Here is a 22,703-nt window from a genome sequence, read left to right on the forward strand (position 1 = left end):
AACGCAGCTCAGCGGGCATCCGGATGTCAGGGCAGCAGTGCCAGTTTGCCGGTGGTGGCGCGGGTTTCGAGTTCCGCGAGGGCCTTCGGGCCGTCGGACAAGTCGTAGGCGGTCGGGCGAGCGGGCGTGAGGACGCCGGCGGTGATGAGCGCGGACAGTTCACGCATGAGCTCGTCGAAGATCTGCGGTGCGGCCTGGCTCAGCACGCCGATGTTGAGGCCGATGATATGGACCTGGTGCTTGTACACCAGCTCCCAGTTGGTGATCGCGGCATCACCGCCTGCCACGCCGTAGACGACGATCCGGCCGGTGACCCGCTTGGCCGCGGCCAGACTGGCGTCGAAGGTGGCCCCGCCGGCGGACTCGAGCACCAGATCGGCGCCGATGCCGCCGGTCAGCTGCAGTACCTCGGCGGCGAGGTCCTCCGTGCGGGAATCCAGAACGTGGTCGGCGCCGAGTGCCCGGACAGTCTCGTGCTTGCCCGGCGAGGCAGTGGCGATGACCGTCGCACCGTAGTGCTCGGCCATGGTCACCGCGGCCTGGCCGGTCGCGCCCGCCGCGGCGTGGATCAGCACGGTCTCCCCGGCGGTGATGCGGCCCAGAGGCCTGAGTGCGGCGAGTGCGGTGGGCCAGTTCACGACCAAGCCCAGCGCCTGCTCGCCCGTCCAGCCGACCGGCACCGGCACTGCCGCAGCTGCGGGCAGGACCATGTACTCGGCGAAAGCTCCGTAGCCGACGCCGATAACCCGGTCCCCTGGCCGCGGGCCGGTCGTTGCCGCACCCACCGCCACGACCTCGCCTGCGGCCTCGAAACCCGCGAGATACGGTGGTTGCGGGCCGTCCAGGAACGTGCCGTAGGCCCTCGAGATGTCGGCGAAGTTGACGCCGGCGGCCGCGACTCGGATCAGGACCTCGCCCGGGCCGGGCACCGGTACCGGCGCGTCGATGATCGAACGCATATCCTGCGGACCCTTCAGCGAGGTCTGCTGCAGGGCGCGCATAGTGGTGGGAATACTCACAGCAATCAGCTCTCTTTCACGGCTTGCCTGGTCGACCATGTAGACCTCGGTCGCCACAGAAAGGAATCGGCAGCCGCGAATCGTTGCACCCCGCTCGCCCAGCGGCAGGGAACCCCAACACGGACAGCATTCAACGAGAGTGAGTTGTGATACCGCCCTGACCACACCGGCCACGCCGCAGCGGCCGGCCGACGAGACCCGCTGCGGCGCAGGACATCCTGTTATACCGAGTCGAGTGCGTCCAACAGCGTTGGCGATATCAGCGGCGACAATTTGTGACCCGGTTGTAGTCACCGATGCGAGAAACCCCCGACGGCGGGGTCGGCCCGACTGAGCCGTCACAGGATGCGCGGTGCGTCACCGGGGCAGACTGCAGAAAGTCGACGGCCGCAAACGCAACCACGTCGAAATAGCGGATGAACTCCGACCCGCATCGATACCCGTGTCGAGCAGCGCCCGGCACAGCGGTCGACAACCGGTCCGAAAAAACAGCAGGTCAGGACATTTCAACCATGTCCTGACCTGCTGTTTCGTGGCGGAGGATAGGGGATTTGAACCCCTGAGGGCGTTAACCCAACCCGCGTTCCAGGCGAGCGCCATAGGCCACTAGGCGAATCCTCCGTGCAGCAGCATACCGGGTGCCCCCGGCCGGTCACCAAATTGGGGCTGGTTGGGGCGGGAAGTCCCAGTTCGGTCCCTTTTCGACCCTTCTCGGTACACCCGGTGATGATCATTGCCGGATCCGCCCGCTACACTTGCATACGGATCCCGCGCGGCGCGCATCCTGTGAACTCCCCCAGGGCCGGAAGGCAGCAAGGGTCAACGGGCTCTGCCGGGTGCGCGGGGTCCCCTATATTCACTCCAATTCGGAGCAACCGCCGGGTAACGTGAACACGGTCCGCCGGACGTCGAATGCGCTCGGCTGGATCAAACGGTCCGACCGCGGTAATCGGCTCGGACGCAATCGCCCCTTCGCTGCTTCGAAAGGCTGCTCAGGATGCCCCGGCAAACGCAGATCGGTTTGATGAGCCCCCCGGAGCTCGTGTCCGAACACGAGACCCAGACCGCGAATTATGCGACGCTCGCGACCGAGAAGCTCACGCTGGATCTGACCAGGGGTAAACCTTCGCCGGAACAACTCGACCTCTCTGCGGAACTGCTCACGCTGCCCGGTCCGGGTGATTTCAAGGACGGCACCGGTACCGATTGCCGCAACTACGGTGGGCTGCACGGTCTCCCGGAGTTGCGCGCGATCTTCGGTGAGCTGCTCGGCATTCCGGTCGAGAACCTGATCGCGGGCAATAACGCCAGCCTGGAGCTGATGCACGATGTGATCAGCTACGCATTGCTGTACGGCACACCGGATTCCGAGCGCCGCTGGGTGGCCGAGCCAACGCTGAAGTTCCTGTGCCCGAGCCCCGGCTACGACCGGCACTTCGCGATCACCGAGGCGCTCGGCTTCGAGATGATTCCGATTCCGATCGGTCACGACGGACCGGATGTGCACGCCGTCGCCGAACTGGTGGCCGATGACCCGCAGATCAAGGGTCTGTGGGCGGTGCCGAACTATTCCAACCCGACCGGTGTCATCTTCTCCGAAGAGGTTGTCCAGGAGTTGGTTTCGATGCCCGCCGCGGCGCCGGACTTCCGCCTGTTCTGGGACAACGCCTACGCGGTGCATCCGCTGACCGATACCGCCGCACCCGTCCTCGATGTGCTCGGTATGGCGGCCGCGGCCGGAAACCCGAACCGCCCCATCGTTTTCGCCTCCACCTCGAAGATCACCTTCGCCGGTGCGGGGGTGAGCTTCCTCGGTGCGTCGACGCCGAACCTGAACTGGTACCTCGAGCACGCGGCGAAGAAGAGCATCGGCCCGGACAAGATCAACCAACTGCGTCACCTGCGGTTCTTCAAGGACGCCGACGGCGTGCGCGCGCATATGCAGAAGCATCGCGCCATCCTCGAACCGAAATTCGCACTGGTACTGAAGATTCTGGAGGATCGGCTCGGCGCGTCCAAGGTGGCGTCCTGGACCGAGCCCAAGGGCGGCTACTTCATCAGCCTCGATGTCCTGGAGGGCACCGCGGCCCGGGTGATCGCGCTGGCCAAGGATGCGGGCATCGCGCTCACCGCGGCCGGTTCGGCCTTCCCGTACCGAAATGACCCGGAGGACAAGAATATCCGCATCGCCCCGAGCTTCCCCCAGCTGCCGGAACTGGAGAAGGCGATGGACGGTCTGGCCACCTGCGTACTGCTCGCGGCTACCGAGAAATTGCTCGGCAAATAGCTCGACACACAACGGGCGCGTACCGAATCGGTATGCGCCCGTTGTGCTTTCGCTCGAATATCAGTGCGGCTTATGTGCCAGCACGGCGAACATGGTCACCGATAGGTGGACGTCACCGGTTTCGGCGCCCCGTTCCAGATCCGCGATGAGCTGGTCGCGCTGTGCCTCGGTTATGGAACCGCGCGCGACCGCCATGGCGGAGATGCGGTTGACCAGCGCGCCCGCGCCGACCGTCCGGTCCTGTACCAGGGCGTGCGAGCCGATCTCGTCGATGACCAGGCCGGCCTTGGTCAGCAGTCCGGGCAGCCTGCGGCCGGAGAACGGGTTGGTGGTTGCGGCGATCAGGGTGTCGACGATCTCGCGAACCACCGGACGGTCGCCGGGATGCACGATTGCCGTGCCCCAGTCGCTGTCCACCACAACGACACGGCCACCGGGCTTGAGCACCCGAGCGATCTCGTTGGCGGCACGACTCGGTGCGGTCAGGTGTTGGAACACCCGCTCGCAGAGCGCGGCGTCGAAGGTTTTCGCGCCGAACGGCAGCCCGTAGGCGTCGCCGGAATGGAACTTGGCCGTCGAACCGGCCTGTTCGGCGCGGCGTTCGGCGGAGGCGAGCAGTTGCGGATCGGGTTCGACACCGATCGCGGTGCCCGTCGGGCCGACGGCATCCGCGAAGGCGATGACCTCCGAGCCGGTGCCCGATCCGACATCGACCGCACTCTCGCCGGGCTGCAGCGCCAATGCTTCATGTGCCCACGTGCGCAGTCGGCGGATGCCCGGCAGCGCCGCCTGCAGATCCCGCACGTCGACCAACTGATCCTGGCCCGCGCTATCGAAGCGATCCGGGCGTAACCCCTGCATATTCATGGGCACGATTCCGTCTGTGGGTATTGCCGTCGTCTGAGGCATGGCGCTGAGCCTACTTCGGCACCGACCGCATCGCACGGCAGGACTGTGAGGTGGGTCACGATTCGGGCAACCCATCGATCCGAGTGGGCCGGACCACGCGGCCGACCTTTTCGAGCGACCTGCGAGCCGTCGTTGAGCGGCTTCGAGTGAGATGATCGGAGAAGTCCGGTACCAGCGAAAGGAAGTCCCGTGGCCAAAGCGAAGTCCGCGACTGTCAAGCTGTGTCTCGCCCAGGAGCCGGAGGCGGACAAACTCCTTTCCGAGGATTCCTTCGCGTTGCTGACGGGCATGCTGCTCGACCAGCAGTTCCCGCTCGAACATGCCTTCCGCGGGCCGAAGAAGATCGCCGACCGAATGGACGGCTTCGATATCCAGCGGATCGCCGACGCCGATACCGAGGCGTTCGAAGAACTGTGCGCGACCCCGCCCGCCATTCATCGCTACGGCCGGTCCATGGCCCGCCGCACCCAGGAACTCGCGCGCTATGTGGTCGAGCATTACGACGGCAAGACCGAACGCATCTGGACCCAGGGCGATCCGGACGGCAAAGAGGTGCTGCGCCGTTTGAAGGACCTGCCGGGGTACGGCGATCAGAAGGCCAGGATCTTCCTCGCGCTGCTCGGCAAGCAGCTCGGTGTGCAGCCGAAGGGATGGGAGCCAGCGGCAGGCGCCTACTCCGAAGCGGGCTCCAGGCGCTCGGCCGCCGATATCGTCGACAGCGAATCCCTTTTGGAGGTAAGGGCTTTCAAGAAGCAGATGAAGGCCGCGGCCAAGAAGTCCTGAAGTCGCTCGAGGTTTGCCTATTCGAATCTGCCTGCATTTTTCCCTCGTGCCCGATTGAGTTCTCGTCGATGCTTTTCCCTCGGTAGCAACACCTAGATGAGGGAACGCAGTACATGAAGATGAGGAAACTCGCCGTCGTCGCGGCGCTGGTGACCATGGCGACCGGTGTGGCCGCCGGCACCTCGGGCGCCGCCCCGGCCACGACCGAAAGCGACGACAGCGCAATAAATTTCACCGCGGAAGCGGTAAACGATTCATCGATTATCAAGACCGACGCGGGTTCGCTGGCGGTAGCGGGCGATGTCTTCGAGATCAAGGCCGCCGATGGCACCGTCCTTGCGGGCACCCCGCTTCGGTTCCGGATCGACGACTTCGAATTCCCGATCGCCGCACAGATTTCCGATCGCACCGCGACATTGACCCCGCAAATCGATCGCGAACACGCGGTCTACAAGCCGGTCGCGCTGCCCTACGAGGACCAGGCCCCCTGGAAGACCCCATACGACCGTGAGGTCGCGGCCTGGACCCGCTTCACGAGCACCGTCTCGGCGGCGGCCACCGTCGGCACGCTGGTCGGCGGTCTCATCGGTGGTGCGGCGGGCTGCGTGCTCGGCGGTATCGCCGGTGCCACGGTCGCCTCGGCGACCATCGTCGGCCTGTTCGGTCCGTTCATTCCGGCCGCCGCCATCGGCTGCCTCGGCGGCATAATCGCCGTTGGTGCCCTCGGCACCCTGGCCGGTCAGATACTCGTGACCGCGCCGGTCGCGATCGGTGCGGCGATCCAGTACTTCACCACCATCAACCAGCCGTTCGTCCCGGCCAAGTAGGACCGAAACGCGACAGCTCCGCCCAATATCTGGGCGGAGCTGTTTCGCTGCCGGATATCGGACGGGGTCAGGGTCGCTCACGTTTGGTCTCCGCCACGATCCAGGCAGCGATCTGAGTGCGTGAGGTGAAGCCGAGTTTGGTCAGGATGTGTTCGACGTGGCCTTCGACGGTGCGTTGCGAGATCACCAGTTTGGCGGCGATCTGCTTGTTGCTGAGTCCCTGGGCGACGACGTCGGCGACCTGTCGCTCGCGCTTGGTCAATTTCGCGGATGCAGGCGCCGGATCGGCGCGCTGTTCCCCGACCGCGTAGGCGATGGCAGCGCCCATGCCCAGCGCCTGACCTTGCCGGAAGGCCGCGTCGAATCCGCGTGTGCCGAGTGTACGACGCGCTATCCGCTCACATTCCTCGTGAAAGCGCGACATCTCCGGAAAGACAGCACCAACGCGACTTCCCACCAGCCAGATTCCCTGCGCGGCTCCTAGCAGCACGGCCGCGCGATGGGCGTCGCCCTGGTCGGCAGCGGTCCAGGCCAGCGCCTCGAAACTGAACGCGCTGAGCACCGGACTATTCGGCCGTCGGTTGACTCGCAGCGCTTCCTCGAGCAGCTGCTGGGCTTTGTCCCGCTCGCCCTGCTGCCATGCTGCCACGCCCAAACCGCGTAGTGCAGCCGATCGATAGAGCAGTTCGCCTCGCGCTTCGGTGATGGAAAATACTCGGCGGAAATGCTCGGTTGCTCGAGTCGTATCTCCGCTCAGTTCGTATGCCCAGCCGAGGATGGTCAGAGTACCGATGTAGAGCGCCCCCGTCCTGTCCGAACTGAGCATCTCGACTACATGTTCGAGGGAGGACGATACGTTGGCTGTTTCGCCGCTGGCCAGTGCAAGAACTCCGCCCGCGAAGGCGATCTGCGCCTGGAGCGCGCGGTCGGGGGCCTGTTCGGCGAGCACTCGTCCCTGGTCCAGCAGAGCGGCCGCGGACTGGAAATCCCCCTGCGGCGCGGCTAGGCGACATCCGACGCAGAGCGCCTTGACACGGTCGGGTATCGGTTGCACGCCGGGGTGGGCGAGAACGCGGTTGATCCAGGAACGACCTTCGCTGAACAGGCCGCATAAGCCCCAGAAATCGTATAATGCGGCAGTGGTGCGCAGCCCTGCTTCGGCTGCTTCCGGGGTGTCCTCGGACAGGCAGAATTCGAGCGCTTCGCGCAGATTGGGCAGTTCGCGCTCGAGCCGGGTGATCCAGTAGAGCTGCCGGTCGCTGATCCATTCGGCTTCCGCGTCCAGCGCCAATTGCTGGTACCAGTCGCGGTGGCGTCGGCGCAGTTCGGTGTCTTCGCCGGACTCTCGTAGCTTTTCCCGGCCGTAGTCGCGGACTGTCTCGAGCATCCGGAAACGCACGATGGTGTCGGTTTCCTCCCGGACCAGGATCGACTTGTCCACCAGGGAGGAAAGCACATCGATCGGCATGTCCGGTGCCAGGTCTGTGCCACATACCTGCTCGACGGCGTCGAGTTCGCAGCTGCCTGCGAACACCGACAGCCTGGCCCACAGCCGCTGTTCGGTCTGTGTGCACAACCCGTAGCTCCAGTCGATACACCACTGCAGTGTCTGCTGCCGCGGTGGCGCGGTGCGACTGCCGCGGGTGAGCAGCGCGTAGCGGTCGGTGAGCCGGTCCAGGATCTGCTGCGGCGACATCGTGCGCATTCGGGCCGCGGCCAGCTCGATCGCCAGCGGCAGCCCATCCAGATGGGCGCAGATTCCGGTGACGGCGGCCTTGTTGTCCTCGTCGAGTTCGAAGCCCGGCACTGCTGCCGCGGCGCGGTCGGCGAACAACGTCACCGCATCGAAACGGGGCAGCCCCCCCAGCGTCGGCTCCCGGTCTGGATCCGGGACGGTCAGTGGTGCCACCCGCAGCACTGCTTCCCCGGCGATATTCAGCGGTTCGCGGCTGGTGGCGAGGATTCGCAGCTCCGGACAAGTCCGCAGCAACGTTTCGGTCAGCTTGGCCACGGCCTCCACGATCTGCTCGCAGTTGTCCACAACGAGCAGAGTTTCTCGCGAGTTCAGGAAGCCGATCAGAACCTCGAGCAACGGACTGGCCGACTCGTTGCGCACACCGAGGGTGGCTGCGACCACGTCGACCAGCAGCGCCGGGTCGGACACCTCGGCCAGCTCGATCGACCACACACCGTCGGCGAAACCGCGTCGCGCACTGGATGCGGCCCGCAGCGCCAGTCGCGTCTTACCGACACCCCCGGTTCCGGTCAACGTCACCAGCCGCGCGCTCGACAGCAGATTCTTCAGCTCTGATACTTCGGTGCGCCGGTCGATGAAACTGGTCAGCTCGAGCGGCAGATTAGTACTGTGGTCCCGAGTCGCCGCCGTCGGCTTGCGCCATTCCCGCATCGATGGCTGCTGGCCGGGATGCTCGAGATTCGGTTCACCTTGCAGCGCCATCTCATCCACCGAGAACCCGTGGCGCTGCTGCAGTTGCCGAAGTGTCTTTCCCAGCGCCACCGCCGACGGCCGCTCGTGGCGGTTGCGGCTCATCGCTTTTTCCACCGCCGCCGATACGTCCTCGGGGATGCCGTTGTCTCGCAGGTCGGGCAACGGCTGGGTGGTGATCCGGACAAACTGCGCGACCATGTTCTCACCACTGCGTCGCTCGAACGCGGCATGCCCGGTCAATGCACAGAACAAGGTTGCGGCGAGTCCATAGACATCGGCGGCCGAGGTCGGATCGCCCCCCTCGAGCACCTCAGGTGCGGTGAATGCCGGTGATCCGGTGACAATGCTCGCCGTCGTCTCGAACCCACCGGCGATGTGGGCGATACCGAAGTCGGTCAGCGCTGGTTCACCGTAGTCGGTGAGCAGAATGTTGCCCGGCTTCACGTCCCGATGCACGATACCGAGACGATGTGCGCTCTCCAGCGCACCGGCGATCTTCACCCCGATCTGCAGCACGCGCTCCAACGGAAGCGGACCCTTCTCGCGGATCCACGCGTCCAGCGAATCCAGCGGGTGATACGGCATCACCAGATAGGGCTGCCCGCTGGCGGTGGTACCGGTCTCGAGCACGGTGACGATGTTCGGATGCCCGGTCAACCGGCCCATCGCGCGCTGCTCCCGCACGAACCGCGCCTGATTGTCTTCGTCCAATTCCGCGGTCAGAACCTTTACCGCGACCGTCCGGTCCAGCGCCGCCTGCGTGCAGCGATACACCACACCGAAACCCCCGCGTCCGATCTCCACCGCGTCCTCGAAACCAGCAGCAGCCAACTCCGCCGTGACAGGGGTGATCGTGTCACGGCGGGTCCGCAGCGGATCATCATCGGTCATCGGCTGGATGTGATCCGACCAGCATCTCTCCGGACACCGGCAATTTCACTCACCTTCCGCCAAGGCCAGCGTATCGCCGAAAACATCGGCGAAAGAGTATCGAGTAGGCCCCGCCCTGTGCTTCTCGGCTGGCGGGATCTTCTTCTGGCGGGGAAGGCGGGGCCGACCCGGTTAGCATGCGCTGGCTGTTCAGAGACTCTGGAAGCAGAAGGGGATAGTGATGAGCTTTGAAACCAAGCGTGTTCTGCGGATCGCCCTACTCTTCGCAACGGCCGGCGCCGGCCTGCTGATCGGCGCGGGTACCGCCGCTGCCGACGACTGGCCCTCGGATGGCGGCGGCGCACTCGAGGTTTACGAGACCAATAACTTCGCGGTCCAATCCGATCCCGACTACTGGAATCCACTTTCCGATCGGAACCGGTTGACCTCCCCGTTCGGTACGAGCACCCGGATCGTTTGCACCAGCTTCCACGGCGTACAGCAGGATTGCTGGCAGGCCGATCTCGACGGCAACCCGCACAAGCTCGATATCGCCCCACTCGACATGCCGTACGCCGGCTCCAGCGGAACCGGCCACTTCGGGCCCAAGCATTACGTCTACCCGGGCTGATCCCGCCACGGACACAGGCCCGCTCGGTACTGAGCGGGCCCTTTTCGTGTCGACCGGCAAGATCATGACCAGGTCTTTCATGCGCGCGCATTACTTGCGTTGACATTTAATGCGTATGCATCTAAATTACCGAACGTGACTATGACAGCTACCGCATCCGAGACCCGGACCGCCGCATCTACCGAGCACACCCCGGGCCGTTGGGGCCCGAAGTTGTGGGCCGTGCTGTTCGTCGCCGGTCTGGCGATGTTCCTCGACGCACTCGACGTCTCTATGGTCGGCGTCGCCCTCCCGTCCATCGGATCCGAACTGGGCCTCGACACCGAGAGCCTGCAGTGGATCGTCAACGGCTACATCCTCGGCTACGGCGGCCTGCTGCTGCTCGGTGGCCGCGCCGCCGACCTGCTGGGCCGTCGACAGGTATTCCTCACGGCCCTGGTGGTTTTCGGACTCGCCTCACTCGCGGGCGGTCTGGTCGACGACGGTGCGCTGCTGATCGCCAGCCGCATCATCAAGGGCGTCGCCGCCGCATTCACCGCACCCGCCGCACTCTCGATCATCACCACCACCTTCAAGGAGGGCCACGACCGCAACCGCGCACTGTCGATCTTCACGGTCTTCGGCGCTACCGGTTACGCCTCCGGGCTGATCGTCTCGGGTCTGCTCACCGGCGTCGACTGGCGCCTGACCTTCTACGTCCCGGTGCTGGTTGTCGCGGCCGTGGTGGTCACCGCCTACTTCGTGGTGCCACGCAATATCGAGAAGGAACAGGGGCGCATCGACTTCGCCGGTGCCGCACTGCTGACCGGTGGCATGCTGGCCGCCGTCTACACCATCGTCACCGCACCTGAAAAGGGTCTCACCGCAACGGTTGTCGCGACCGCGGTAATCGCCGTCGCTCTGCTGAGCGCGTTCTTCGTGGTGGAGAACAGGGTGGCCCACCCGCTGGTGCGGCTGAGCATCTTCAAGGTGAAGTCGATCGTCCGGGCGAACCTGGCCGCACTGGCCATCTTCGGCTCCTACATCAGCTTCCAGACGATCGTGTCGCTGTACCTGCAGAACACCCTGGGTTGGACGCCGCTGAAGATGGCGCTGGCCCTGGCTCCGACGGGCATTATCGTGGCGATCCTGTCGCCGGTCGCGGGCAAGCTGATCGACCGCTACGGCACCACGCCGATGATCATCGCCTCGATGACCTCGTTCGTGATCGGGTATGTCTGGTTCATCTCCTTCGGCGGTAGCGCCGACCCGACCTACGTTGTGGACTACCTGCCCGCGTTCCTGCTGCTCGGCCTCGGCTTCGCGCTCGGCTTCTCCTCGGTCATGGTCCAGGCCACCGAAGGCATCGCCGACCACGAGCAGGGGCTGGCGTCGGGGCTGGTGCAGACCTCCGGTCAGATCGGCGGGGCGGTCGTGCTGGCCGTGGTCACCGGCCTGATCAGCGGTGGCGCAGCCACCAGCATCGCGCAGTACCGGCCGGGTCTGTACCTGGTTACCGTGGTCGCGCTGGTCGGGCTGATCGCCTCGGCCACCGCACTGCTGGCCGGTCGTCAGTTGGTCGCGGAAGCGGCGTAACCGAACAGCCCGGGATCGGGCGAGCCAGTCACCCCATGGGGGTCGCCGAAGCGGCGGCCCCCATTCGGCTTTTTCGGACAAATCGTGCTTTGGGCCACACTTTGCTCGGAACCCGGTGCGCGCCAAGGATTTCGGAACGAACCATGCATCGGAGGAGTTCCCAGCCCGCCGATAGGGCTTGGTGCGCGGCGATTTCGATGTTAACTTTGATCCCATGTCTTCGAGCCGTCCGACCGCGCTGCGGGTCACCTACGTGACCGCCGCACTGGGTCTGCGACTGCCGTTGACTCGCGAACTGTGTTGTTCCTGCTGCAGCTGAGCCGCTCTTTCGGCTCGTGCGCTGCCCCGCCGCCGCACGTGTAGGCACATCCCGTTGTACGGGACTTCAGCAAGGAATCTTCATATGTCCCTCACCCTTGATCGATCCGTCTCCAGGGTCGCAACCGGTCGTGTCCGTGTCCAGCGCCCCGTCGTCGCGCCGGAACTCCGCATCGCCGACAATCCGGCCGCAGCCGTGCTGCGCGCCGCGACCGGCGGTCCGGTCTCCCGTGACAATGCCGCGCGCACAACGGGTTTGAGCATCGCGACGGTCAACCGCCAAGTCTCGGCGCTATTGGCCGCCGGGCTGCTGCGCGAACGCCCCGACCTGACCGCATCGGGTGCGGTCGGCCGTCCGCGGGTGCCTTTCGAAATCGACCACGAGGCCTATCTGACCCTCGGCATCCACATCGGCGCCGCGGTCACCAAGATCGTCGCGGCCGATTTGCGCGGGCGCATCCTCGGCGGGCTGGCGATCGCGACGCCGCAGACCGGTCAGGACTTCGCGACCACGACCGTCGCGCGCAGTGCCAAGGCCTTCCTGCAGCGCTGGCATCGGCGCAAACCGCTCTGGGCCGGTGTGGCGATCGGTGGACGGGTCGATCCCGCGACCGGTGTGGTCGATCATCCCAAGCTGGCTTGGCAAGGGGCGCAGGTCGGTTCGGTGCTCGGCGAGGTGCTCGAGCTGCCGGTCTCGGTTGCGCCGCACGTCGAGGCCATGGCCGCGTCGGAACTGCTGTTGCCGACCGGCGAGCCGCGTGGGACCGGTGGTCCCGGCAGCAGCCTGTACTTCTACGTCCGCGAAACCGCCGGTATCGCAGTGACTTTGGATGGCCGGGTGCATACCCCCAGCAGCGGCCCCGGTTCGATCGCGCACTTGCCGACCGGCTCCGATGTCGAATGCACCTGCGGACGGCGCGGCTGCCTCGAGGTGACCGTCGGTGATCGGTCGCTGCACGCCAGAGCCGTTGGGCGCGGGATCATTCCGGCGCACAAGGGCACCGGCGGCACCACCATCGCCGACCTGTACCGCGCCGCCGAGGCGGGCGCGGCGGATGCGCAGGAGCTGCTCGCCGAGCGCGCCACCATCCTCGGACATACCGTCGCGATGGTCCGCGACATGCTCAACCCGGACCGGGTGATCCTCGGCGGCCAGGCCTTCACCGGCTACCGCCCCGCGGTCGCCCACGTCGCCCGCGCCTTCAACCACTCCTCCCAACTCCCACCGACCGATATCCGCATCAGCGGATTCGGCGGCAAGGTCCAGGAATTCGCCGCAGTGGTCACCTCACTCAGCGCCATCTACGCCGACCCCCTCGCCGCCATCCGCCGCACCACCCTGACCGACTAGATCACGGCGCCGACCGGCCCCGGGTTGTCCCCGGTGGCCGGTTGATCGCGTTGTGCCCCAATGCAAACCGGTGCTGTGTTCGGCAATTATCGGCCAGCCGATTTCGCTGGCCGGTCGATCGCATCGAGTACAGTTCCGTCCGCGACGAGCGTAAGCCCGGTGGACGCTGTCTACCGGGCCGCTTTGCATGGGCCGATGGCCGTGGTCACCGGCTCAGGTGAAGAGTCCTTCGAGGGCGGTGATGAAGTACGGGAAGTGTCCCGCGAAGCGTTGCAGGTTGCGGTCACGTTCGAAGGTGCCGAACCAGTAGAGGCCGGGTTGAGAGTCGGCGGCGGGGTTCAGGTCGCGGAAGGCGCGGATCCAGTTGTCGGCGCGGCCGCCGATCACCATGAACGGCAGCGCACGGGAGAAGACCAATTCCTGGTCTGCGGGCGGGATCTGGTCGCGGGTGGTCGCGTCGAGGCCGCGCTGCAGCGCCCGGATCTGGCCGACGAGTTCGCGACCCTGGGCCGTGCGCACCGGTAGGAATCGCGGCAGCAGTACCGTCGCGACGCCGGCGAGCAGGATCGCGACGCCGACCAGTGCGCTGCCCGAGGTGAGCGCCAAGGCGATGGTCGCGGCGATACCGGCGACGATCAGTGCCCCACCCAACAGGATCGGCAATCCGATGCGGGCCCGATCGATGAACGCGCCGCGTTCGACCGCATCGGCGAGCATTGCGCTGCGCACTGTTTGGGACGGCACGCGTCCTGGCGCACGCAACTCGCCGACGGTCACCGAATCGGTGCCGTCCGGCAGCAGTGCGCGGTAAACCGCCTTCTCGTAATCGCGCAGCTGGTCATCGGGTGCGTTCACCCGGTCGATACGCCAATCGCTATCGCTGACGGGCGTGATCCAGATGTACCGGCGCACAGCGAGGTCGATCACCGTCGCGGCGATATCGCTCGGATCGGCATGTTCGTCGAGCAAGACGCCCGCCTCGCCGGGCAGGATGCCGTCCGGAGAGGTGAACTGGACCTGCGTACCGTCGCGCAGCAGCGGATCGATCGTCTCCGAACCGGCTGTGGCGGCGGCGTTTTCCCGTCTGGTCTTGAACACGTAAGCCGCCATCGCGGCCAGTGCGAGCAGCAGCACACCGAATGCGACGAGCACCGGCGTCGTGAAGGAGAAGGCGCCGGCCTCGCTGTTGTCGCGAATATCGGCATTGGCGGGCACCGTGCCTGGCGGCAACTGCAGGGTCAGGTCGATATTGTCGCCCTTGCGCAGGTCGGTCTGGCGCCAGTAGAGCACTCCGTCCGCCTCGATCTGCAGATCGGAGCACTGCCGTAGATTGCCGGGCGGGCCCAATTTGCAATCCACCACGCCCATTTCGTAGCTCGGGCTGATCAGGGATGCGTCGATCGATGCGACATCGGCATTGATGGTGCCGAGCCAGCGGAAGACCTGAGTGCCGGGTGCGTCGCTGACCGTGTTGTGGATCGCGTAGGTGAACGTCGATTCGCCCGGCTTGGCATCGATGGTGAACAGATCGTTCGCGACCGTCGCGGTGCCCGCGCCCTTGGTATCGACATCGGTGACCTTGAAGACGCGTTCGACATCGTCGCCGACCTTGAGGCGCAGCGGCAGAGTCATTTTGAAGCCGCTGTCGGCGGGGACGGTCACCTTCTCGGTGACCTCGAGCACACCCTCGCGGCTCAGTTTCAGATCCGCGACAATATCGACGCCATCGGTTGCGGGCTCCGTGTGGGCAACCGGTGCGGCGGCCAGCATTCCCGCAGCGGCGAGAAGCAGCGCGCTCGCGACGCCCCCCCGTAAAGTCAGCATGGCTGCCTACTCTAGACAAGTTGCTAAGCTGCGTCAGCGGCTGCAGGCGATCATGAGATGAGGGGGTACGGGGGCGTGACCCAACCACCGTACGGCTACGGGCCGGTTCCGCCTGGTGGACAACCGGTTCCGCCGCGTCCCGGTTCGCCATATGGGCAGCCGGGATATCGTCCCGTGCCGGGGCAGCCGGTTTATGGTCAGCCCGGATATGGCCAGCAGCCGGGTTATCCGCCCGGTTACGGCCAACCCGGATATGGTCCGCCGCCGGGTTATGGCCAGCAGCCCGGTTATCCGGCGCCCGGATACGGACAGCGCGCGCCGATGCCGCCGCCGACTCCCTACGGCCCACCCGGACGTCCACCGCAGCGGCGCAAGAGCGGCGGCGGCTGGATCGCGCTGCTGTTGATCATCGTCTTCGTGGTCGCGGGCGGCTTGGTGCGTGGCGCGTTTACGCACGGCAGGCTCAGCAGCACCACCTCGTCGGGCCCCGGTCCGAGCATGACCTACACCCCGGATTCGAACGGCGGTGTATCCGAGACCGGAACCAACCCGCTGCTGACCGATCCGAACACCACCTTGATCCCGGCGAAGTGCTCCTACGCACCGTGGAGCACGCAGGTGGACACCGCGCGCAAGTTCTTCGAGACCGCCGCGAGCTGCCTGGAGTCGGCGTGGAAACCCGTACTGGCACAGAAGAACCTGCCGTTCCAATCGCCGACACTGAATGTCAGCGCCAGCACGGACGGCATCACCACGCCGTGCACCGGCTCCACGAGCAATTTCGCCGCGTTCTACTGCCCGGCGAACAAAACGATCTACATGCCGCTCAGCCAGCTGCAGACCGATCTGTTCAAGGACAACTGGATCGTCTACCTGTCGGTATTCGCCCACGAATACGGCCACCACGTGCAGGCGATGGCCGGAATCCTGCGCAAGGCCAACAGCGATCGCGTCGACGCGGGCGTGCGCAGTGAGAAGGGTTTGGAGCTTTCGCGCCGAATCGAGTTGCAGGCCAACTGCTTCGACGGCATGTACCTCGGCTCCTCGGCCAATGGCGGTTCGGTGTCCACGGCGCAGATGACCCTCGCCCGCCGCGACGCACACGGCCGCGGTGACCAGCGCGGCGATATGCGCGATCACGGGACCGCGGACAACGGTGGCACGTGGTTCGAGATCGGGGTGGACAAAGACCGTGCGGCACAGTGCAATACGTTCACCGCGTCGGCCAGTGCGGTGTCCTGAGTAGATGACCCAGCCGCCCTACGGCTATGGTTCGCCGCCCGGATACCAGCCGCCGCCCGGATATCAACCAGCACCTGGATATCAGCAACCGCCGCCAGGATATGGCCCGCCGCAGGGTTATCCACCCGGTTACCATCCGCCCTATGCGGCGCCGTACGGTCCGCCGATGCCGTATCAACGGCCGGGTTATCCGCCGCGTCGCCGGAGGTCGGGTGCAGGGCTCAGCGCCCTGCTCGGAGTGCTGACGGTCATCGTCGTGGTCGTCGGACTGTTTGTCTCATCGGCGATTTCGGCCGATAACGAGAAGAAGCGGAACCGCCCATCGGCCTACACTCCGCCGACGCCGAGCTACACCTACACTCCGCCGACTTCGTCGACCTCCGCACCGAGCCCGACGTCGCGCGCCGCGGCCGCGACCACCAGCCCCGCCGCGCCGACCACGACGAAACCCGCTGGGCCGCAACCGGTTGCGAAGCTCGGAGATAATCCGCTGTTCAGCGACGCCGACACGGGGCTGATCAATGTCGAGTGCGGTTATCCGTCCTGGTCCGCGACGGCTGCTGCGGCCCAACGGTTCTTCGAGGCCGCCGCGGCTTGTCTGGACAAGAAGTGGCGGCAAGCCCTGCAGGGGTCGAATCTGCCGTTCTCCAGCCCGAATGTTCGGGCGCCCGCCCGAGCGGAGGACGAGCCGTCGCCGTGTACCTCATCCGGTGGCAGCTATGCGGCGTTCTACTGTTCGGCCAACCATACGATCTACATGCCGCTCGATCACATCCAGGTCGAGAAGTACGGCAATGATGTGGTGATCTACCTGGCGGTTTTCGCTCACGAGTACGGCCATCACGTGCAGGCGATCTCCGGGATGACACAGCAGATGAATACCGAACGCAGCGCGGCGGGCACTCGCAGCGCTCGCGGGCTGGAGTTGTCACGCCGCATGGAGTTGCAAGCGCAGTGTTTCTCCGGAATGTACGTCGGCACATCGGTCTACGATGGCGCCTTCACCGATGCGCAAGGGGCGCGCGCCACGCAGGACACCTATGGGCGCGGCGACAAGCAGGGTGACGCGCGCGATCACGGCACCGGGCAGAACGCTGGGGACTGGTTCGCACAGGGCTACAAGACCGACCGGACACCCAAGTGCAATACCTGGCTGGCATCCTCGGACGACGTCGCGTAACCGTGTCGTCGGCCGCAACGGACACGTTGTAACTTCGGGCTCAGCCGAGGTGTCGTGGCGCTGTTGGTGTTTCGTGTCAGTGATCGCCACCGTGCGAATGACCGAAGTGCCCCTCGCCGAGCCGACGCGGTGCATGTCCGTGCACGCCTTCGGCATACGCGGTCTCCGCATGCAGTGCGAAGTCGATGCCCGCGGTCTCGTCTTCCTTGCTGACCCGGAATCCGAGGAACCGGTCGATGGCCTTGCCGAGCACGAAGGAGACGGCGAACGCATACGCCGCGACCACGAGCACGCCGACCAGCTGCTTGCCGAACTGCGCGAGTCCGCCGCCGTAGAACAGGCCCTCGACACCACCGGTCATCACCTGGTTGGCCAACAGTCCGATCAGCAGCGTGCCGACGATGCCGCCGACGAAGTGCACGCCGACCACGTCGAGCGAATCGTCATAGCCCGCCTTGAATTTCCAGCCGACGGCGAACGAACACACCACACCGGCCGTCAGGCCGACGATGAGCGCGCCGAGCGTGTTCACCGAACCGCACGAAGGCGTAATCGCGACCAGACCGGCCACCACACCCGAGGCCGCACCGAAGGTGGTCGGCCGACCGTCGCGGATCTGCTCGACCGCGAGCCAGCCGAGCATGCCCAGACAGCCCGCCACCAGGGTGTTCAGGAATACGGCCGCCGCAACACCATTCGCCGATAGCGCAGACCCGGCATTGAACCCGAACCAGCCGAACCACAGCAGACCCGCGCCGAGCAGTACGAACGGCAGATTGTGCGGACGCATCGCATCGGTCTTGAAGCCGATGCGCGGGCCGAGCACGAGGGCCAGCGCCAGCGCGGAGGCGCCGGAGGCGATCTCCACGACCATGCCGCCCGCGTAGTCGAGTGCGCCGAATGAGGCGAGCCAGCCGTCCGGCCCCCACACCCAGTGCGCGATCGGCACATAGACCGCCAGCGCCCACAGCGGCACGAAGACCATCCAGCCCGCGAATTTCGCGCGGTCCGCGATCGCGCCGCTGACCAGTGCCGCGGTCAGGATGGCGAAGGTCAGCTGGAAGGTAGCGAACAGCAGTTCCGGAATCGTGCCGTGTACCGAATTCGGATCGATGCCCGCCATCCCGAAGTGGTCGAGATTACCGATCAGACCGCCGCCCGCGTCCTCGCCGAAGGCCAGGCTGTATCCGGCCAGCAGCCACACCACGGTCACCAGCGGGATCGCGATGAAGTTCATCATCAGCATGTTGAGTACGCCGGTCGAGCGCACCATCCCGCCGTAGAAAATGGCCAGCGCGGGTGTCATCAGCAGCACCAGGGCGGTGCTGATGAGCAGCCAGGCGGTGGCCGCGGGATCGATGGTTGAGGACACGGGGTAACTCCTTCCACGCGTGCATGCGTTGCGAAGAAGTTACCGAATGGTCACATTGTCCCTGGGTGTCGGCCCAGACAGTTCAGCGCCGGGCCTTCTTGGCCAAGGCGCGCAGACCGCGTCGCCCGGGCACCGGCAGGTCCTCGCTCTCGGCCATCCATTCGGCGGTGGTGAGCCACCGGCGCTGGATGCGCGCGTCGGCGGTGTCGTGGAAGAGCCGGCGGCCGCGATCGTCGCGCAGGTCGTGGGCGAGGGTGGACCAGCGCGGCGCGCGGTCATTTTCGGCCAGATAGTCGCGCAGGTAGGTCGTGACGATCGTGCCGATCGTATTGACCGGTCGCAGCGAGACCCGATTGCCGTACTTGGCGGAGTAGAAACGTCGTGCGGCGCACAGGGATCCGGGATTGGCATTGGAGGCGATCCAGCCGGCGCGCTGTGCGCGCTCGATCAACCACAGGTGTTTCACCGCCGTCGGGGCGATATCGCCGATCCGGTCCCGGATCAGTGTCATCACCGGTTCGGACTGCAGTACGTCACGCCGGGTGGGGCCGGCGCCGTGCGCGAGCCAATGGTCCTCGGTCAGCCGGGCAAGTACGCGGCCGAAGTCATCGATGCTGCGCTGGGCCCGGCGGCCGAGGCGTTCGATGCGTTCGGCCTCCCGGCGCATCTCGTTCTGCGCCGTGAGGGTGCGGATCGCCGCCATGGTCGGCACCTGGCCGCGTTCCAGTAGTTCCAGGATGGCGGCGGCGGTCGACGGGTCGGCGGCTGCGGCCACCGGCAGCGAATCGCGCTTGATCGCGAAGTCCTGGGGGCTGATCGCCCGGCTGAGCAGGTCGACGGCGGCATGGTCGTCGGCGAAATCGGTGCTCGAAAGCCAGGCGGCGGCGATGTCGTCACACGACGGCACGGTGGAAATTTCCTCCGGTGGAAGTGGTGTGAGTTCGGCGAAAAGCGCCGGAATTGTAGGATTTCAGGTTGTGCCCCGGTCGGGATGAGGGACCGGCCGGGGCCACCAACCTGATGAAGGTTTGGCTACCGAAGTTGCCGCTAACCACGGTAGCCAGGCGATTGCGTCCATGTCATGCTCGTTGATTGATTCGTTATCTCCGCAAATAGCTCTCGAACCGGGGTGCGAGTTCAACTAATCGCCGCGAAGTGCACTGGACGGGCGCCAAAATTCGCTGTTCGGCCGTTCTCGATCTTCGATTGCTCCGACTTTGCCGCCTTCGGCGCTGATCAGTGGGGGCTAACAAAGATCTGAGCATCCTGTGATCTACATCACATTACTGTCGCGAAACGCCCGGCATTACGCCGCGCCCGGCCTGTCGGTCCAGGGGAATGTGCTTTGTCGGTGGGCGCCGGTAACCTCTGGCCGTGGCTCTGTACCGGAAGTACCGACCGGCAACGTTCGCTGAAGTGGTGGGTCAGGAGCACGTCACCGACCCGCTGAGTACCGCGCTCGACACCGGTCGCATCAGTCATGCCTATCTGTTCTCCGGTCCCCGGGGCTGTGGCAAGACCTCTTCGGCGCGCATCCTCGCGCGCTCGTTGAACTGTGTGCAGGGGCCGACCTCGACACCATGCGGCGTCTGCCCGTCCTGTGTGGCACTCGGACCGGGTGGTCCGGGGAATCTCGATGTGATCGAACTGGACGCCGCGAGTCACGGCGGTGTCGACGACACTCGTGAACTGCGTGATCGGGCCTTCTACGCGCCGGCGGAGTCGCGGTATCGGGTGTTCATCGTCGACGAGGCGCATATGGTCACCACGGCCGGGTTCAATGCGCTGCTCAAGATCGTCGAGGAGCCGCCCGCCCATCTGATCTTCATCTTCGCCACCACCGAGCCGGACAAGGTGTTGCCCACCATCCGGTCCCGCACGCACCACTACCCGTTCCGGTTGCTGCCGCCCGCCACCATGCGCGGACTGCTCGGCAAGATCTGCGAGCAGGAGCAGGTGCCGGTCGAGGAAGCGGTGTACCCGTTGGTGATTCGCGCGGGCGGTGGGTCGCCGCGCGACAGCCTGAGTGTGCTCGACCAGCTGCTCGCGGGCGCCGGACCCGAGGGTGTCACCTATTCGCGGGCGGTTTCGCTGCTCGGCGTGACCGATGTCGCGCTGATCGACGATGCGATCGACGCGCTCGCCGCCGGCGACGGCGCTGCCCTCTTCGGCACCATCGATCGCGTCATGGAGGCGGGTCACGATCCGCGTCGCTTCGCCGTCGACCTGCTGGAACGTCTGCGCGACCTGATCCTGCTGCAGGCTGTTCCCGATGCCGCCGACCGCGGCCTGGTCTCCGGCCCCGGCGATGTCCTGGACCGCATGCGCGAACAGGCCGAACGCACCGGCCCGGCCACCCTGGCCCGGCACGCCGAACTCCTGCACGAGGGCCTCGGCGAAATGCGCGGCGCCACCGCCCCGCGCCTCCTGCTCGAGATCGTCTGCGCCCGCATGCTCCTCCCATCGGTCTCCGACGCCGAATCCGCAACCCTGCAACGCCTGGAGCGCCTCGAACGCGGCATAGCCACCGGAGCAATGGCACCGCCCACCGCCGCGGCCCCATCCGCTCCAGCACTTCCCGAAGCCCCTGCCCAATCGGCACCGTCGCGTTCGTCCAACGAAGCTCCCCGCCGTCGAGGCGCAGAACTCCTCGCCGCCGCCCGCCGCGAAAAGGACGCCACTCGCGCGGGCGCGAGCCCAGCGAGCGCTCCCGCGCAGGCTGGTGCTCCCGCGCAGGCTGGTGCTCCCGCGCAGGCTGGTGCTCCCGCGCAGGCTGGTGCTCCCGCGCAGGCTGGTGCTCCCGCGCAGGCTGGTGGCCTGGGGCAGAGCCTGCCTGCAGAGCGGGCAGCGGCTGTTGAACAGCACTCGACCGCCGGGCATGATGCCGATCCAGAGGGTTCGGCCGGTGGGCCGGATCCTGCGGTCGGACCGAGCGCTGCGGCAGCACAGACCCCATTGGAAGCAGAGGCTTCGGAAGCAGAGGCTTCGGCCGAGCAGGTTGCGGCCGCAGGGCAAGCCGATACGGGAGCCGGATTCGCTTTCGTGCCGGATGATTCGACGGCCGAGCGCGGCGAGACTCGGGCGGGTGCCGATCGCACGGCTGTCGACCGGGGTTCGAGCAATGAACAGGTCGGTGCCGCAGAGCCGGCCGGAATCGATGCCTCGGCCGGGACAGTCGGCGCACCCGTCGACGCGGCAGCTGTGGGACAAGCACGCTCCGATGCTTCGTCGGGTGCCGGCGTCGACCTGGCCGATGCCGCTCGTAGTGAGGCCTTTGCCGCTTCAGGCGTCGAATCTGCAGATCGAGCCGCCGCACCCGGTCGAGGTGTGGCCGGCCCGGCGGGCGGCGCGGATTCGCAGGCTGCGGCCGGATTGTTGGAATCCGAAGGGACACAGGCGGTCTCCGAGAAAACTGCACCGCGAGAGCACGACTACGCCGGAGCCGCAGGGGCTGGCGAAAATCCAGCGTCGTCTGATTCGGAAGTTGCGCAGTCGATTTCGGCTCGGCAGTCCGACCGGGCTGCCGCAGATCAGGCGGCGTCCAGGGCCGGTGCGGCGCAAGCGAGCGAGCAGACCAGTGGCGCAGGCGCGAGTGCCGCAGCGCACCACGACGCTGCGGTGCAACGGTCGGAGCGAGGTGTCGCGGATCAGACCGGAGCTGGCGCGGCGGCGCAAGTGAGTGAGTCGACGACCGAGGCGGCCGCGGCTCCTGCTCTCGCGCGGCCGGGTGGTGCGGCGCCGCCAGGCGGCGCGCAAGCTGCTGCTGTGCGGCAGGGGAGCGCACAAGGTGCCGCGCAGGACAGCGGTGCGCAGGGTCTCGCGGACCAGGCCGGTGCGGAGGCTGGGGGGCAGGGGGATGGGGATTTGTTGCGTGCGGTGGAGGGGGCCTGGGGGGAGATTCGGGCGAAGGTCCGGGAGTTCGGGCCTACGGTGCAGGCGTTGTTGTCGGGGGCGTCGGTGGCGCGGATCGAGGGGGAGGTGATCGTATTCGCGCATCAGCATGCGCCGTTGGCGCAGCGGTTGTCGGATCCGCGGAATGTGGAGGCGGTGCGGTCGGCAGTGCGGG

Annotated in this window: 14 protein-coding genes, 1 tRNA gene, 1 other RNA gene and 1 pseudogene; 10 read left to right on the forward strand and 7 right to left on the reverse strand. The window is 66.3% G+C overall.

The window, feature by feature from the left end:
* Nucleotides 1-26: 26 nt before the first annotated feature.
* Together ACIBW7_RS03705 and ACIBW7_RS03710 are read right to left on the reverse strand one after the other, a co-directional pair.
* Nucleotides 27-1,019: a zinc-binding dehydrogenase gene (locus tag ACIBW7_RS03705; RefSeq protein ID WP_397043704.1), complete on the reverse strand. Its 993-nt coding sequence runs from the start codon at nt 1,017-1,019 to the stop codon at nt 27-29.
* Between the two features lie 533 nt (nt 1,020-1,552).
* Nucleotides 1,553-1,640: transfer RNA gene (locus ACIBW7_RS03710), tRNA-Ser, on the reverse strand.
* Between the two features lie 139 nt (nt 1,641-1,779).
* On the opposite strand from ACIBW7_RS03710, the gene ffs reads away from it, so the two are divergent.
* Together ffs and ACIBW7_RS03720 are read left to right on the forward strand one after the other, a co-directional pair.
* Nucleotides 1,780-1,874: signal recognition particle sRNA small type (gene ffs, locus ACIBW7_RS03715), an RNA gene on the forward strand.
* Nucleotides 1,875-2,016: 142 nt separating this feature from the next.
* On the forward strand, nt 2,017-3,306 hold the full coding sequence (locus ACIBW7_RS03720; protein WP_397043706.1) for an aminotransferase class I/II-fold pyridoxal phosphate-dependent enzyme: 1,290 nt from the start codon (nt 2,017-2,019) through the stop codon (nt 3,304-3,306).
* 60 nt (nt 3,307-3,366) lie between these two features.
* Here ACIBW7_RS03720 and ACIBW7_RS03725 read toward each other — a convergent pair whose 3' ends face one another.
* Nucleotides 3,367-4,215 (reverse strand): class I SAM-dependent methyltransferase, encoded by an 849-nt coding sequence (locus ACIBW7_RS03725; RefSeq protein WP_397043708.1) that lies wholly within the window; start codon nt 4,213-4,215, stop codon nt 3,367-3,369.
* Nucleotides 4,216-4,404: 189 nt separating this feature from the next.
* On the opposite strand from ACIBW7_RS03725, the gene ACIBW7_RS03730 reads away from it, so the two are divergent.
* Both ACIBW7_RS03730 and ACIBW7_RS03735 read left to right on the forward strand, forming a co-directional pair.
* The gene (locus tag ACIBW7_RS03730; protein WP_397043710.1) at nt 4,405-4,998 is read left to right on the forward strand and encodes an HhH-GPD-type base excision DNA repair protein; all 594 of its coding nucleotides are present in this window, start codon (nt 4,405-4,407) and stop codon (nt 4,996-4,998) included.
* Between the two features lie 113 nt (nt 4,999-5,111).
* Nucleotides 5,112-5,825 (forward strand): hypothetical protein, encoded by a 714-nt coding sequence (locus ACIBW7_RS03735; RefSeq protein WP_397043712.1) that lies wholly within the window; start codon nt 5,112-5,114, stop codon nt 5,823-5,825.
* A 67-nt stretch (nt 5,826-5,892) separates the two neighbouring features.
* Here the strand turns inward: ACIBW7_RS03735 and ACIBW7_RS03740 are convergent, their stop codons facing one another.
* Entirely contained in the window at nt 5,893-9,165 is a 3,273-nt protein-coding gene (locus ACIBW7_RS03740; RefSeq protein WP_397043714.1) for a protein kinase, read from the reverse strand.
* A gap of 220 nt (nt 9,166-9,385) precedes the next feature.
* On the opposite strand from ACIBW7_RS03740, the gene ACIBW7_RS03745 reads away from it, so the two are divergent.
* From ACIBW7_RS03745 to ACIBW7_RS03755, 3 genes are all read left to right on the forward strand, one after another.
* A complete protein-coding gene (locus ACIBW7_RS03745; RefSeq protein ID WP_397043716.1) occupies nt 9,386-9,775 on the forward strand; it encodes a hypothetical protein in 390 nt (129 codons plus the stop codon).
* A 141-nt stretch (nt 9,776-9,916) separates the two neighbouring features.
* Nucleotides 9,917-11,350 (forward strand): MFS transporter, encoded by a 1,434-nt coding sequence (locus ACIBW7_RS03750; protein ID WP_397044189.1) that lies wholly within the window; start codon nt 9,917-9,919, stop codon nt 11,348-11,350.
* 403 nt (nt 11,351-11,753) lie between these two features.
* On the forward strand, nt 11,754-13,019 hold the full coding sequence (locus tag ACIBW7_RS03755; RefSeq protein ID WP_397043717.1) for an ROK family protein: 1,266 nt from the start codon (nt 11,754-11,756) through the stop codon (nt 13,017-13,019).
* Between the two features lie 213 nt (nt 13,020-13,232).
* On the opposite strand, the gene ACIBW7_RS03760 is transcribed toward ACIBW7_RS03755, so the two are convergent.
* Nucleotides 13,233-14,843 carry a DUF2207 family protein gene (locus tag ACIBW7_RS03760; protein WP_397043719.1) on the reverse strand — a complete coding sequence of 537 codons (1,611 nt, stop codon included), beginning with the start codon at nt 14,841-14,843 and terminating at the stop codon, nt 13,233-13,235.
* Between the two features lie 174 nt (nt 14,844-15,017).
* On the opposite strand from ACIBW7_RS03760, the gene ACIBW7_RS03765 reads away from it, so the two are divergent.
* Together ACIBW7_RS03765 and ACIBW7_RS03770 are read left to right on the forward strand one after the other, a co-directional pair.
* Entirely contained in the window at nt 15,018-16,085 is a 1,068-nt protein-coding gene (locus tag ACIBW7_RS03765) for a neutral zinc metallopeptidase (RefSeq protein ID WP_397043721.1), read from the forward strand.
* Between the two features lie 166 nt (nt 16,086-16,251).
* Nucleotides 16,252-17,265 (forward strand): neutral zinc metallopeptidase, encoded by a 1,014-nt coding sequence (locus ACIBW7_RS03770; RefSeq protein ID WP_397043723.1) that lies wholly within the window; start codon nt 16,252-16,254, stop codon nt 17,263-17,265.
* 76 nt (nt 17,266-17,341) lie between these two features.
* On the opposite strand, the gene ACIBW7_RS03775 is transcribed toward ACIBW7_RS03770, so the two are convergent.
* Together ACIBW7_RS03775 and ACIBW7_RS03780 are read right to left on the reverse strand one after the other, a co-directional pair.
* Nucleotides 17,342-18,571, reverse strand: a complete 1,230-nt coding sequence (locus tag ACIBW7_RS03775) for an ammonium transporter (RefSeq protein ID WP_397044191.1) — start codon at nt 18,569-18,571, stop codon at nt 17,342-17,344.
* 148 nt (nt 18,572-18,719) lie between these two features.
* On the reverse strand, nt 18,720-19,544 hold the full coding sequence (locus ACIBW7_RS03780) for a hypothetical protein (protein ID WP_397043725.1): 825 nt from the start codon (nt 19,542-19,544) through the stop codon (nt 18,720-18,722).
* A 467-nt stretch (nt 19,545-20,011) separates the two neighbouring features.
* On the opposite strand from ACIBW7_RS03780, the pseudogene ACIBW7_RS03785 reads away from it, so the two are divergent.
* Nucleotides 20,012-21,586, forward strand: a pseudogene (locus ACIBW7_RS03785) (DNA polymerase III subunit gamma and tau); the annotation flags it as partial.
* Nucleotides 21,587-22,703: the final 1,117 nt, after the last annotated feature.

Source organism: Nocardia sp. NPDC049526 (assembly GCF_044465765.1).
GTDB lineage: Bacteria > Actinomycetota > Actinomycetes > Mycobacteriales > Mycobacteriaceae > Nocardia.

What these genes read in the sequence shown, in the direction of transcription:
- ACIBW7_RS03720 (WP_397043706.1), top strand. Translation starts at nt 2,017, where the DNA reads ATGCCCCGGCAAACGCAGATCGGTTTGATGAGCCCCCCGGAGCTCGTG.
- ACIBW7_RS03725 (WP_397043708.1), bottom strand. Translation starts at nt 4,215, where the DNA reads ATGCCTCAGACGACGGCAATACCCACAGACGGAATCGTGCCCATGAAT.
- ACIBW7_RS03735 (WP_397043712.1), top strand. Translation starts at nt 5,112, where the DNA reads ATGAAGATGAGGAAACTCGCCGTCGTCGCGGCGCTGGTGACCATGGCG.
- ACIBW7_RS03740 (WP_397043714.1), bottom strand. Translation starts at nt 9,165, where the DNA reads ATGACCGATGATGATCCGCTGCGGACCCGCCGTGACACGATCACCCCT.
- ACIBW7_RS03745 (WP_397043716.1), top strand. Translation starts at nt 9,386, where the DNA reads ATGAGCTTTGAAACCAAGCGTGTTCTGCGGATCGCCCTACTCTTCGCA.
- ACIBW7_RS03750 (WP_397044189.1), top strand. Translation starts at nt 9,917, where the DNA reads ATGACAGCTACCGCATCCGAGACCCGGACCGCCGCATCTACCGAGCAC.
- ACIBW7_RS03755 (WP_397043717.1), top strand. Translation starts at nt 11,754, where the DNA reads ATGTCCCTCACCCTTGATCGATCCGTCTCCAGGGTCGCAACCGGTCGT.
- ACIBW7_RS03760 (WP_397043719.1), bottom strand. Translation starts at nt 14,843, where the DNA reads ATGCTGACTTTACGGGGGGGCGTCGCGAGCGCGCTGCTTCTCGCCGCT.
- ACIBW7_RS03770 (WP_397043723.1), top strand. Translation starts at nt 16,252, where the DNA reads ATGCCGTATCAACGGCCGGGTTATCCGCCGCGTCGCCGGAGGTCGGGT.
- ACIBW7_RS03775 (WP_397044191.1), bottom strand. Translation starts at nt 18,571, where the DNA reads ATGACACCCGCGCTGGCCATTTTCTACGGCGGGATGGTGCGCTCGACC.